Origin of the sequence: Tardiphaga sp. (assembly GCF_025356345.1) — a bacterium.
GTDB lineage: Bacteria > Pseudomonadota > Alphaproteobacteria > Rhizobiales > Xanthobacteraceae > Tardiphaga.
This window is the reverse complement of sequence record NZ_JANXTC010000007.1, coordinates 1-11,537: the sequence shown is the minus strand read 5'-3', so window position 1 is coordinate 11,537 and position 11,537 is coordinate 1. Positions and strand designations below refer to the sequence as shown.

The 11,537-nt window shown below is 64.3% G+C and carries 13 protein-coding genes and 1 pseudogene; 10 read left to right on the top strand and 4 right to left on the bottom strand.

Going from position 1 to position 11,537, the window contains the following annotated elements; translation table 11 throughout:
• The 3 genes from Q0S16_RS00250 to Q0S16_RS00240 all read right to left on the bottom strand — a co-directional run.
• The coding region (locus Q0S16_RS00250) for an ABC transporter permease subunit (protein ID WP_295843764.1) at positions 1–213 on the bottom strand (213 nt) is incomplete at its 3' end.
• 78 nt (positions 214–291) lie between these two features.
• A complete protein-coding gene (locus Q0S16_RS00245; protein WP_295843763.1) occupies positions 292–1,248 on the bottom strand; it encodes a dihydrodipicolinate synthase family protein in 957 nt (318 codons plus the stop codon).
• Positions 1,249–1,282: 34 nt separating this feature from the next.
• A complete protein-coding gene (locus Q0S16_RS00240; protein ID WP_295843761.1) occupies positions 1,283–2,182 on the bottom strand; it encodes a dihydrodipicolinate synthase family protein in 900 nt (299 codons plus the stop codon).
• 187 nt (positions 2,183–2,369) lie between these two features.
• Between Q0S16_RS00240 and Q0S16_RS00235 the strand changes: the two genes are divergently transcribed.
• The 6 genes from Q0S16_RS00235 to Q0S16_RS00210 all read left to right on the top strand — a co-directional run bounded on the left by Q0S16_RS00235 (position 2,370) and on the right by Q0S16_RS00210 (position 7,937).
• The gene (locus tag Q0S16_RS00235; RefSeq protein ID WP_295843758.1) at positions 2,370–3,401 is read left to right on the top strand and encodes a LacI family DNA-binding transcriptional regulator; all 1,032 of its coding nucleotides are present in this window, start codon (positions 2,370–2,372) and stop codon (positions 3,399–3,401) included.
• A gap of 3 nt (positions 3,402–3,404) precedes the next feature.
• A complete protein-coding gene (locus Q0S16_RS00230) occupies positions 3,405–3,773 on the top strand; it encodes a hypothetical protein (RefSeq protein ID WP_295843754.1) in 369 nt (122 codons plus the stop codon).
• 17 nt (positions 3,774–3,790) lie between these two features.
• A complete protein-coding gene (locus Q0S16_RS00225) occupies positions 3,791–4,933 on the top strand; it encodes an acyl-CoA dehydrogenase family protein (protein ID WP_295843749.1) in 1,143 nt (380 codons plus the stop codon).
• Position 4,934: 1 nt separating this feature from the next.
• Positions 4,935–6,533: a CoA-transferase gene (locus Q0S16_RS00220; RefSeq protein ID WP_295843747.1), complete on the top strand. Its 1,599-nt coding sequence runs from the start codon at positions 4,935–4,937 to the stop codon at positions 6,531–6,533.
• Positions 6,530–7,024: a MaoC family dehydratase gene (locus Q0S16_RS00215; RefSeq protein WP_295843744.1), complete on the top strand. Its 495-nt coding sequence runs from the start codon at positions 6,530–6,532 to the stop codon at positions 7,022–7,024. Before Q0S16_RS00220 ends, Q0S16_RS00215 begins: the two co-directional genes overlap by 4 nt.
• Before the next feature lie 76 nt (positions 7,025–7,100).
• Positions 7,101–7,937 (top strand): ABC transporter substrate-binding protein, encoded by an 837-nt coding sequence (locus tag Q0S16_RS00210; RefSeq protein WP_295843741.1) that lies wholly within the window; start codon positions 7,101–7,103, stop codon positions 7,935–7,937.
• 84 nt (positions 7,938–8,021) lie between these two features.
• Here the strand turns inward: Q0S16_RS00210 and Q0S16_RS00205 are convergent, their stop codons facing one another.
• Positions 8,022–8,231 (bottom strand): hypothetical protein, encoded by a 210-nt coding sequence (locus Q0S16_RS00205; RefSeq protein WP_295843740.1) that lies wholly within the window; start codon positions 8,229–8,231, stop codon positions 8,022–8,024.
• A 472-nt stretch (positions 8,232–8,703) separates the two neighbouring features.
• Here Q0S16_RS00205 and Q0S16_RS00200 point away from each other — a divergent pair, with 472 nt between their 5' ends.
• From Q0S16_RS00200 to Q0S16_RS00185, 4 genes and pseudogenes are all read left to right on the top strand, one after another.
• The gene (locus Q0S16_RS00200) at positions 8,704–9,498 is read left to right on the top strand and encodes an ATP-binding cassette domain-containing protein (protein ID WP_295843739.1); all 795 of its coding nucleotides are present in this window, start codon (positions 8,704–8,706) and stop codon (positions 9,496–9,498) included.
• The gene (locus Q0S16_RS00195) at positions 9,495–10,241 is read left to right on the top strand and encodes an ABC transporter ATP-binding protein (protein ID WP_295843738.1); all 747 of its coding nucleotides are present in this window, start codon (positions 9,495–9,497) and stop codon (positions 10,239–10,241) included. The genes Q0S16_RS00200 and Q0S16_RS00195 overlap by 4 nt, the downstream gene beginning before the upstream one ends.
• On the top strand, positions 10,238–11,092 hold the full coding sequence (locus Q0S16_RS00190) for a branched-chain amino acid ABC transporter permease (protein ID WP_295843736.1): 855 nt from the start codon (positions 10,238–10,240) through the stop codon (positions 11,090–11,092). The genes Q0S16_RS00195 and Q0S16_RS00190 overlap by 4 nt, the downstream gene beginning before the upstream one ends.
• Positions 11,089–11,537 (top strand): annotated as a pseudogene (locus tag Q0S16_RS00185) (branched-chain amino acid ABC transporter permease); the annotation flags it as partial. The gene Q0S16_RS00190 and the pseudogene Q0S16_RS00185, both read left to right, overlap by 4 nt.

The window sequence follows — 11,537 nt, the reverse complement described above, 5'->3', positions numbered from 1 at the left end:
CAGCAACGGCGTGCCGCGGAAGAACCAGATGTAGAACCGGGCAAAGCCGCTCAAGGCTTGCTTGTTTGAGGTGCGCATCCAGGCAATGACCATGCCGAGAATGAGCCCGCCTACCACGGCCGCCACCGTCAGGCCGATCGTGACGGCGACGCCGCCCAGCAGGAAGCGATTGAACAGATAATCGAAGAAGGCGACCGGATCGAACAACTTCATGGAGCGTCTCTGCCTCATCGCCAATGCGTGGTGGTGCAGTCTAGCAAGAAGCGCGCCGATGCGCCTCGGCGTTAGATGCTATGGCGTTCGTCGATCAGCGACACCGATATCGCCGGCGCGGCGCGCCGCGCCGATCGTGGCCGAAATCGCGTCGCACGGCTCAGGCAACACCGGCAACAGAGGCGGCCGCGGCCCGGCATGCTCGATGATACCGAGGGCCTTGAGGCCGACCTTGATGCGGGTATGCGCATCGATCATCGGTGCCGGCCCATAGATGGCGCGGACGATCGGATAAAGCCGCTCATTGACCGCGCGCATCGCACGCAGATCGACGGCGGCCGAGGCCTGCCAGAGCTCGGCCAGCAATCGCGGCGCCAGACTCGCCAGACCGGAGAGAATGCCGTCGCCGCCCGCTGCCAGTTGCGGCAGAAACCAGTTGTAGTTGGATGGCAGGAAAGCGATGTCCGGATTGCTGTTGTGCACCGCGCGGCGATTCTCGTCATAGGCCAGCATGGTGTCGCTGCCCTCCTTGATGGCAATCACGCCGGGGACAACCGCGATCTGCGCGAGGGTCTCCGGCGCATAGCCGAAACCCGACGCCAGCGGATACTGGAACACCGACACCGGAATGCCGATGGCCTCGCTGACGGCCCGCACAAAGGCCACCGGCGCGCGGGACGTCGCCGACGCCCCGCCGCCGAGTGACGCGGGCGGAAACAGCACCGCGCAACCCGCACCGGCGGCTTCGGCGAGCTGAGCCTGGCGGATACATTCGGCGGTGGAATGGCCGATGATACCCGCCAGCAGCGGCTTGGCGCCGATCTGCGCGCGCGTCCGCACGATCACCTCATGACGTTCCTCGTCGGACAGCGATCCGCCTTCGCCGGCATGGCCGTTGACGAACACCGCCATGATGCCGTCTGGGCAGGCGCAGTAATCAATAATCTGGCGATAGCCGTCCCAGTCAATTGTCAGATCGGGCCGGAACGGCAGCACGGTGGCCACGGTGACGCCGTGCAGATCGGAATGTTTCATCGAGAAACCCATCAGGATTATGCCCGCAGCAAGGTCAGACCGCCACGGCCCGGGTTGAATAGGTCAAGTTGAACCGCGCCACCAGCGCGCGGGCGACGGCGTCCTGCGCCGCCGGCAGCGGCAGCCGCGGCGGCAGCGGCACGCCAGCCGCAAACCCCATATGGCTGAGCAGCGCCTTGCTGCCGGCGACATAGGCCTGCCCGCCAACGAAGTCGATCAGCGGCAGATAGTGCAGATACAATTCGCGTGCTTCCCTGATCTGGTCGGCATCGACCAGATCGAAGATCCGCGCCATCGCCGCGGGCGCAATGTTGGAGGCTACAGCGACCCAACCCTGCGCGCCCTCGACAAAGGACTCGAAGCCAAGAATGCCACCGAACACCGTCATCCGGTCGCCGCACAGCCGCATGATGTCGCGCACGCGGGTAACTTCGAGCGTCGATTCCTTGATGTAGAGACAGTTGTCGATCTCGGCGAGGCGGGCCACCAAAGGCGGCCTGAGATCGACATTGGCGGTGGCGGGATTGTTATAGACCATGATCGGCAGCCCGATCGCCTCGGCCACCGTCCTGTAATGATGCACCAATTCGTCATCGGTGGGCGTCGAATAGAACGGTGGGATGACCATCACGCCATCCGCGCCCAGACTTTCGGCGCGCCGGCTCAACCGCACCACTTCGCGGGTGTCTTCGGCGCCGGTCCCGATCAGCACCGGCACCCGGCCGGCGGCCTGGTTGATGACGGTCTCGGCAACCAGGGCCTTGTCGTCGTCATCCATCGACAGAAACTCGCCGGTCGAGCCGAGCGGGATCAGGCCGCGGATGCCCTGCCCGATCTGCCATTCGACGAAATCGCGCAGCGCTGCGACGTTGACCGCACCGGTCGCCGTGAACGGCGTGATCATTACCGTGTAGGTGCCGCGAAACTTCTTCATCCACCAACTCCGCTCGATCGATCCGCCATCATTGCGACCAACCTACATGTCCCGCCGAGATTTTCCAGCCGGAAACGTTTCCATTCGTGCTGCTACATTGAGCAGCTATCATCCACAATTTAGGCTTGCTACGCAGATATCGCGTCCATATCGTTCTGCAATCGTTTCCATTTTATTGGCCGGATGAATGAGCGTCACGCTCAAGGATGTAGCAGAGGCGGCGCAGGTTTCGATCAGCACCGCATCGCGCGCGCTGGGCGGCGGCGGGCTGGCGAGTGCGCAGACGCAGCAGCGTCTGACCCGGATCGCGCGCGAACTGGGCTACCGTCCCAACCCGATCGCGCGCGGCTTGAAGACCGGACAGTCACGGCTGATCGGATTGCTGATTCACAATCTCACCAACGCCTCGTTCCAGGTGATCGCCGAAGTAGTGCAGGCGCGACTGAAGGCACTCGACTATCAGATGCTGCTATGTATCGCCGGCGATGACCCGCAGCAGGAACGCGACACGCTGGCTACCCTCGCCGACCACCGGGTCGACGGGCTGATCGTAGTGCCGACCGGCAAGAACGGCGCGCAACTGACGGCGCTCGATGCTGGCGACGTCCCGATCGTCTGCATGATCCGGCGCGACGAAGACACCAATCTGGAAACCGTGCTGGCGGATGATCCGCAGGGCGCCTATGTCGGCACGCGCTATCTGATCGGGCTCGGACACCGCCGCATCGCGCTGGTGGTCGGCCGCCAGGATACCACGTCGGGACGCGAACGCCTCGCCGGCTATAATCGTGCGCTGCGCGAGGCCGGCATCGCGCCGGACGAGGCGCTGATCCATATCGGCCATTTCGAGCCGGAGACCGGCGCCGTGGCCTGCCGCAAGCTGCTGGATCTGGCCGAGCGGCCGAGCGCGATCTTCGTCGCCAATCATGAATCGGTGCTTGGCGTGCTGCAGGTGACCGCCGAACGCGGCCTGACAATTCCCGATGATCTGTCGCTACTTTGTTACGAGGATACGCCGTGGTTTGCGTGGCATCGCCCCGCCATCAGCATCGTCGACAGCGGCGCCCGCGATCTCGCCAATCTCGCCGTCGACCGGCTGCTGCATCGCATCGAGGCCAGGGCGGTCCGCGCCGACGGCGCGCGCGAATACCGCGTCGGCGCCCGGCTGGTAACGCGGGATTCCTGTCGCGCCCTCCCCGCCTGCGAACCCAAGGCCTGATCAATGCCCTATCTCGAAATCCTCGCCCCCGCCATTCCGATCGACCGCAAGGCGACGCTGGCAAAGTCCATCACCGACGGTCTGATGTCGGCGTTCGACGTCGGCGCGCCAACCGTTACGCTGTATTTCCTGCCGGTCACCCCGGACGACTATGCCCATGCCGGCGAGATGGGGACGTCGCACACCTCGATACGGGTTCTGCTCAAGGTGCACGCCTTCCGCCGCGGCGCGGCGCAACGACGCGCCGCCGCCGTCGCCCTCACCGAAGCCGCCTGCCTCGCCTATGGCACGGAGGGCAGCAACGTCGCCGTCTACTTCCTGGATCGGGAGAAGGACGAAGTCGCCCATGATTCAAAGCTCGCCAGCGATTGATTGAGAAGGCCGCACGCATGGACCGCTTCTACACCGATGACCAGAAGGCGCTGCGAGCGACGGCACGACGCTTCGCCGAGGCCGAGATCCTGCCGCGCGCAGCCGCGATCGACCGCGAGGACCGCTTCGACCGCACGCTCTACAAGGGCATGGCCGATCTCGGCCTGTTCGGAATCTGCCTGCGCGAGGGCGCCGGCGGTGCCGGGCTCGATGCCATCGCCGCCTGCATTGCCATGGAAGAGCTGTCGCGCTGCTCGGGCGCCGTCGCCAATGCCTTTGCGATTCCCGTGGAAGCCGTGTTGTTCTTCGACCATCACGGCACCGACGGGCAGAAGGCGCTGATCCCGCAGATTCTCAGCGGCGACATTATCCCCGCCACCGCCGTCTCCGAGGCCGATCACGGCTCCGACGTCGCCGGCATCCGCACCACCGCGACGCGCGACGGCGACGGATGGCTGCTCAACGGCACCAAGGCTTGGGTGACGCTCGGCGGCGTCGCCGACCGCATCATGGTGTTCGCACGCACCGGCCCCGAGGCGGGACACAGAGCGATTTCCTGCCTACTGGTCGACGGCAAATTGCCCGGCATCGCGCGCGGCAAGAACGAAGAGCTGCTCGGCATGCATGGCCTGGACGACTGCCAGATCAATTTCTCCGATGTGCGGCTGCCGGCCGACAGCCTGATGGGGCCGGAGAACCAGGCCTTCAAGATGGCGATGAGCAATTTCAATTTCAGCCGGCTGATGATGGCCTCGATGGCGCTGGGCATGGCGCAGGCCGCGTTCGAGGACGCCACCGCCTATGCCCGGCAGCGCAAGCAGTTTGGCCAGGCGATCATCGGCTTCCAGGCGGTGCAGTTCATGCTGGCCGATATGTCGACCGACATCGCGGCATCCCGGCTGATGATCCATCACGCGGCAAGGTTGCACGATGCCGGCGAGCCGATTGCCAAGGAAGCCGCGCAGGCAAAACTGTTCACCACCGACATGGCGATGAAGCACGTCTCCAACGCGCTGCAGATCCATGGCGGCAATGGTTATTCGCGCGACTACCGCATCGAGCGGCTGTTCCGCGACGTGCGGCTGGCGCAGATCTATGAAGGCACCAACCAGATCCAGCGCCTCATCATCGCCCGCCAGGTCGAGAAGGAGGCGGCATGACATGCTGAGCCTGCTCACCGCCGCCCAAGCGGTCGACCTGATCAAGGACTCTGACACGCTGATCGTCGGCGGCAATGGCGGCACCGGTGCAGCTGAAACCGTGCTGGTGGCGCTGGAGCAGCGCTTTCTGTCCGGCGCCGGTCCGCACCTTCTGACCTTGATCAACATCACCGGCGTCGGTGCCGTCACCGAAAAGGGCATCTGCCATCTCGCCCATGAGGGCATGATCGCGCGGGTGATCGGCGGCAACTTTGGTTTGCAGGTGCCGTTCATGCGGCTGGTGCGTGACGAGTTGATCGACGCCTATAATTTCCCGCAGGGCGTCATGAGCCAGCTCTGCCGCGCCATGGCGGCGAAACATCCCGGTGTGCTCACCCATGTTGGCATCGACACTTACATGGACCCGCGCCAGGACGGCGGGCGGATGAATGCGCGCACCACGCTGCCGCTGGTCGAACTGGTCGAGGTGCTGGGCCAGCAATGGCTGCTGTATCACGTGCCCAATCCACCGGATTTTGCCATCATCCGCGGCACCTCGGCCGATGAGGACGGCTATATCAGCATGGAGCATGAGGGCACGACGCGCGAGGATCTGTCGATCGCGCAGGCCGTGCACAATGCCGGCGGCACCGTGATCTGCCAGGTCAAGCGGATCGTGAAGCGCGGCTCGATCCATCCGCAGATGGTGAAGATTCCGGGCTTCTTGATCGACCATGTGGTGCTCGATCCCGACCAGATGCAGACCTACGGCACGGCGCACGATCCCGCCCGCTGCGGCGAGACCCGCGTGCCCGCCGCCATGATCGTACCGGATCCGCTCAATGCGCGACGGGTGATCGCGCGCCGCGCGGCCTTCGAGCTGAGCCCGCGCGACGTCGTCAATCTCGGCGTCGGCATCTCGGCGATGATCCCCAATGTCGCCGCCGAGGAGGGAATCGAGGATCTGATCACGCTGACCGTGGAATCCGGCGTCATCGGCGGCGTGCCTGGCCATGCGCGCGAATTCGGCACGGCGATCAATCCGCGCGCCATTCTCGACCAGGCCTATCAGTTCGATTTCTACGATGGCGGCGGGTTGAACTGCGCCTTCCTGTCGTTCGCGGAAGTCGACGCCATTGGCAATGTCAACGTTACCCGGTTCGGCGATCGCCGCGACGGCTCCGGCGGCTTCATTGACATCACGCAGAATTCCAAGCGGCTGGTGTTCAATGGCGTCATGACCGGCGGCAAATATGACATCGGCGTCGAGAAGGGCGGCCTCGCGATCCGCAGCGACGGGCCGATCCGGAAGTTCGTACCCGAGGTCGGCCAGATCAGCTTCAGCGCCTCGCTGGCGCTGCAGCGCGGCCAGGAAGTGTCCTACGTCACCGAACGCGCCGTGTTCCAGCTCGAGGAAGGCGGCATCACTTTGACCGAGATCGCGCCGGGCGTGCGGCTCGAAGAGGATGTGCTCGCGCATATGGGCTTCCGTCCGCGCATCAGCCCCGACCTGCGGGAAATGGATTCGCGGATCTTTTGGCCGGGGCCGATGGGCATCGCCGCCAGCTTTGCCGGAAAGCAGCGACGGACGCGCCAGATCATTCGCGGGGCGATGCGATGAGCGACATCAGCCGCGTGCCGATCAATCTCTGCTACGAAGACATCGAACCGGGCACGCGGTTCGAGAGCGCCGTTCACACCGTGACGCCGGCGCATATCGCCGCGTTCGCGGACGTGACCCGCGACCATCATCCGCTGCATCTTAATGAGAGCTACGCGCGGTCGCAGGGGTTTCCGTCGGTGATCGCGCATGGCCTGTTCGGGCTGTCGCTGATGGAAGGCCTGAAGTCGGAGCTGAGGCTCTACGAGGAGACCTCCGTCGCCTCGCTGGGATGGGACGAGGTCCGCTTCAAGCTGCCGATCGTGGCCGGCGACGCGCTACGCGTCAAATTTCAGTTCAGCGAGAAGCGACCGACCAAAAATCCCAGCCGCGGTATCGTCATCGAGGCGCTCGAACTGATCAACCAGCGTGACGAGGTCGTCACGCTGGCCCGCCACACCTCCTTGATCCTGACCCGGGCCGCAGCGCAGGAATCGGCTGCCACCGGATGACGACCGACAACGACACGACGAGACCCGAAAACGCTCAGTAACCCTGCTTCATCCTCGACCAATCGGAGTTCACGCCATGCCTTTTCTGAAGAGCCTTTCCACCCTGGCCATCCTGCTCGGCCTGCTGCAATCGGCCAGCGCCCAGACCTGCACCAGCAAAATCCCGGCATCAAGTCTGATCGAGGCCGGCAAATGGCAGATGTCGATCAATCCCACGCTGCCGCCACAGCAATTCGTCGATGACAAGGGCGAGCTGCAGGGGCTCAATGTCGAACTGGCGAAAGAGATCGCCAGGCGCATCTGCCTGGAGCCGGTATTCCTGCGGATGGACTTTCCGCCGATGATCCCGGGGCTACGCTCGGGCCGTTTCGATACCATCAACACCGGACTGTTCTGGACCGAGGAGCGCTCCAAGATGCTGTTCCTGGTGCCCTATGCGCAGCAGGCGATCAGCGTCTACACCGATCCAGCGTCGCCGCTGAAGCTGGAGAAGTTCGAGGACCTCGCCGGCCGGGTCGTTGGCGTCGAGGCTGCGACCTATACCGAGCGCAAGGCGAAAGAATATAACGCTGAAATGGTGGCGAAGGGCCTGAAGTCGATCGACCTGCGTACCTTCACCACCGTCACCGCCACCTCGGGCGCGTTGCGCGCCGGCCAGCTCGAGGCGGCACTCAACATCAACGAGACCGCGAATTCGCTAGAGCAGCGCGGCATTGCCAAGATCTGGATCCGCGACATCGCCGGCACCGACATCACCTTCGCGTTCCGCGACAAGGCCGTGGCCCAGGCGGTCGCCGATGCCCTGACCGCGATCCGCGCCGACGGCACCTATGACAAATTGTTCGACAAGTTCGGCATGACGCGCCTGACGGCCACCACCTTCACTATCCGCGGCGACGGCCCCGCCAACTAGCTGGCAGCCATGATACGGGTCGGTTGACAGGCCGGGTCAACCGACCAGCGGTATTTCCGAAGCGCCGCTGCCCCCTGACCGCTGCTATTGCCGCGATTTCCGTGACTGGGGAAGGCTCACCACCACCGTGTCCGCGACGGGACTGGCTGGCTCGAACAATTCGTCGCAGACATAGTCGCCGAAAACCGTGGTCCCATCGTCGGTATAGGTTTTTCCCGCGATGATCTTGAACGACGAATCGAATTCCAGATCGATCGACAGCGATCGTTTGGCGCGCCAGGTTTTAGAGGTCATCTCGGACTCCAGGGGCTCCACCGGGCGCGACGGAGGGGCCACGCATCCTGTTGAGGTTCGTTGAAAGAAAAGCGAATCGGGTCGATTACCGCCAGCGGTCTATTTAGCTGCGAACGGCCCAATCTAACACCCGTCGACCTCTGAGAAATGGATGGCGGGTGCACTGGCCCAAGTCAGGCCCCCGATGACTAGATCCTCGCCTTGGTGCCGAGACCCGCTGGTGACGCAGGTGACGGCCTAGCCAACGGTACTCAGCTCGGAAGCAGCCGGACGTTGTTGTGTCCAGGTGCTGTGTCGATACGCAAAAAAGCGGTCATGACGGCGCGTCATTTTCCGCATCTCGAAATATAGCACATGCAATGTATCGCTCGGTGTCGCGCCCTTGACCTCAACGCGATTGCGATGTTCGCTGCTTCAGTAAAAACAACATCGGCGCCAAAGAGCGACCGGTTTCACAGGGTGGATGGCCGCGGTGGCAACGACCGACGACAAGCCTCGCGGCGCTGGCGCAGTTTTGCGCGTGGAAGGCCTATCGGTCCAGTACGGCGCCCTGGTCGCCCTGCACGACGTCAGCTGGTCCGTTGCTGAGGACGAGATCCTGGGCATCATTGGCCCGAATGGTGCCGGCAAGAGCAGTTGCTTTGCGGCGGTCACCAACGCGGTCCGCCATGGCGGCAATGTGTTTCTCGACGGAGGGAATGTCTCCAGCGTCAAGACGTTCGACCTTGCCGGCCTCGGACTGCGCCGTACCTTCCAGCAGAATTCGTTTTTCGGCGAACTGACCATCTTGCAGAATGCGGTGGCCTCCATCTTCCGCGATTTTTCGACGGATCTCGCGACCTCGCTGTTCGCGCCATGGCGCGAAATCGCCACCAGCCGACATGCCGAGCGGGAGGCCGCGCAGCTTCTGGACTTCTTCGGAATTCCCGCGAGCTACCATCACCGGCTGCCCGGCGATATTCCGTACGGCGTGCAACGCCTGCTGTCGGTGGCGCTGGCTTACGGCACCGGCGCGAAGGCGCTGCTGCTGGACGAGCCGGCCGCGGGGCTGAGCGGCGCCGACATGAAGAAACTCGCCGAGGTACTGATCAACCTGCGCAAACGCCGCCTGGCTCTGGTGGTGATCGAGCATCACATGGATCTGATCATGTCGATCGCCGACCGCATCGTCATGATCGATCAGGGAGCCATGCTGGCGAGCGGTACGCCGGCGGAAATTCAGCGCCATGAAGGCGTGCGCGAAGCCTATCTGGGGCGCGACGAATGATCCAGGTGCTGCAAAGCGAAAATCTCTGCGTCCGTTACGCCGGCAACATGGCGGTCTCCGACGTGAGCATCAATGTCGCCGCCGGACAGATGGTCGGGCTCGTCGGCGCCAATGGTGCTGGCAAGACGTCTCTGGTCAACGCGCTGGCCGGCTGGTCACGCGGCATGGCGTCGGTCACCGGCGTGGTGCGGCTGCGGGGACAGGGCATCGAGGGCCTCGCCGCGCACGAGCGGGTGGCGCGCGGTCTGACGCTGGTGCCCGAAGGCAAGAACATCTTTGTCGAACTAACGGTGGACGAAAACCTGGCGCTGGTTCGACCGCCCGCCGACACGGCCGGTCGGCACAGCTTCGCCGTCGCCGATGTATTCGAGTTCTTTCCGCGCCTCGCCGAACGGCGCACGCACAAGGGTGCCGCGCTTTCCGGCGGCGAACGACAGATGCTCGCGGTAGGCCGCGCCCTGCTGGCCTGCCCGCGCGTGCTGATCCTTGACGAGCCCTCCGCCGGCCTGGCGCCGCGGTTGATCGCGGATCTGCTGTCACGGATTCGGCTGCTGGTGGACCGCGGGCTGCCTGTGCTGCTGGTCGAGCAGAACGTCAAGGCGGCGCTCAAGGTTGTCGACCATCTTTATCTGCTGGAACGCGGGCGCATTGTTGGCCAAGGCTCCGCCGCCGTCATGGCCGCCGACCACCGCATCATCGAGGCCTATCTCGGCAGCATCGCCGCCGATGGAACGCAGCCATGAACATCGCGCAGCAGATCGTCAACGGTCTCGTGCTCGGCTCGGGCTACGCGTGCATCGCGCTGGGCTGGACCATCCTGCTCGGTGTCGCGCGGCTGGTGAATTTCGCCCATGGCCAGCTGTACATGCTCGGCGCGTTCGTGACTTGGTTCGCCATCGTCAAGCTCGGCCTGCCCTACCCGCTGGCGATCCTTGTCGCGATGGGAGTGCTGGCGGCCATCGGCCTGCTGATGCAGCTCGCCATGATGCGGCTGGTGATGACGCAGAACCTCACCAGCCTGATGATCGTGACGCTGGGGCTGGGCTACGTCCTGCAGGGCGGCAGCGCGCTGATCTTCGGCGGCAACCCGCAGACGCTGCCAGGCACGCTGTCGCGCGCCAAGATCGACCTGGGCTCGCTGTGGTTCACCTGGCAGGACGTCCTCGTTCTGGTCGCGACTCTGCTGCTCTATACGGCGGTCTGGCTGTTCACCCAACGCACCCGGTTCGGCGCCATCATTCGCGCGGTCGCGGAAGACCCGAAACTGAGCGAGCTGTTCGGGATCAATGCCCGCGTGGTGTACCTGCTGGTGTTCGTCTTTGAATGCGCCGTCGTGGCGCTCGGCGCGGCGCTGGTCGCACCGCGGTCCCCGATCCTGACCAGCATGGGCTTCAACGAGGTCATCATGACGTTCGTCGTTGTCGTGCTCGGCGGCATCGGATCGATCGGCGGGGCGCTGGCCGCCGGCCTCGGGCTCGGTCTTTTCACCGCGTTCTTCGGTGCCTACGTCGCCCACACCTATACGACCGCGGCAGCCTTCGCGCTCCTCCTTGCGTTGCTGGTAATTCGCCCGGCAGGATTGGCCGCCAAATGACCGCCATCGAAACCCCGGCGCCTTCGTCGATACCAGTGCTGCGGATCGCGGGCATTGTCGGCCTGGTGGTCGTCGGATTTTTCCTGCCGCGGCTGTTCGGCGGCACGTCGGTGGCCTATTCGACACTGACCACGATCGCGATCTTTGCCGTCATGTGCTACGGCGTGGATGTCGTGCTGTCCTATCTCGGCGAAGTCAGCCTCGGCCATACGCTGTTCTGGGCGATCGGCGGATATACCGCCGCCAACCTGTCGGCCCAGTACGGACTGAACGGCTGGATCACCGCGTTGGCAACGATCGCGCTGTGCCTCGCTGCCGCGGGTTTCCTGGGCGTCGTCACGCTGCGCACCCGCGAATTCGTGTTTTCTCTGGTAACTTATGCCGCGGCCGTGGTCGCCTATGAGGTCGCGTTCAACTGGGACGCCATCGGCGGTTCTGACGGCAT

What these genes read in the sequence shown, in the direction of transcription:
- Q0S16_RS00245 (WP_295843763.1), bottom strand. Translation starts at nt 1,248, where the DNA reads ATGAAACATTCCGATCTGCACGGCGTCACCGTGGCCACCGTGCTGCCG.
- Q0S16_RS00240 (WP_295843761.1), bottom strand. Translation starts at nt 2,182, where the DNA reads ATGAAGAAGTTTCGCGGCACCTACACGGTAATGATCACGCCGTTCACG.
- Q0S16_RS00235 (WP_295843758.1), top strand. Translation starts at nt 2,370, where the DNA reads ATGAGCGTCACGCTCAAGGATGTAGCAGAGGCGGCGCAGGTTTCGATC.
- Q0S16_RS00230 (WP_295843754.1), top strand. Translation starts at nt 3,405, where the DNA reads ATGCCCTATCTCGAAATCCTCGCCCCCGCCATTCCGATCGACCGCAAG.
- Q0S16_RS00225 (WP_295843749.1), top strand. Translation starts at nt 3,791, where the DNA reads ATGGACCGCTTCTACACCGATGACCAGAAGGCGCTGCGAGCGACGGCA.
- Q0S16_RS00220 (WP_295843747.1), top strand. Translation starts at nt 4,935, where the DNA reads ATGCTGAGCCTGCTCACCGCCGCCCAAGCGGTCGACCTGATCAAGGAC.
- Q0S16_RS00215 (WP_295843744.1), top strand. Translation starts at nt 6,530, where the DNA reads ATGAGCGACATCAGCCGCGTGCCGATCAATCTCTGCTACGAAGACATC.
- Q0S16_RS00210 (WP_295843741.1), top strand. Translation starts at nt 7,101, where the DNA reads ATGCCTTTTCTGAAGAGCCTTTCCACCCTGGCCATCCTGCTCGGCCTG.
- Q0S16_RS00205 (WP_295843740.1), bottom strand. Translation starts at nt 8,231, where the DNA reads ATGACCTCTAAAACCTGGCGCGCCAAACGATCGCTGTCGATCGATCTG.
- Q0S16_RS00195 (WP_295843738.1), top strand. Translation starts at nt 9,495, where the DNA reads ATGATCCAGGTGCTGCAAAGCGAAAATCTCTGCGTCCGTTACGCCGGC.
- Q0S16_RS00190 (WP_295843736.1), top strand. Translation starts at nt 10,238, where the DNA reads ATGAACATCGCGCAGCAGATCGTCAACGGTCTCGTGCTCGGCTCGGGC.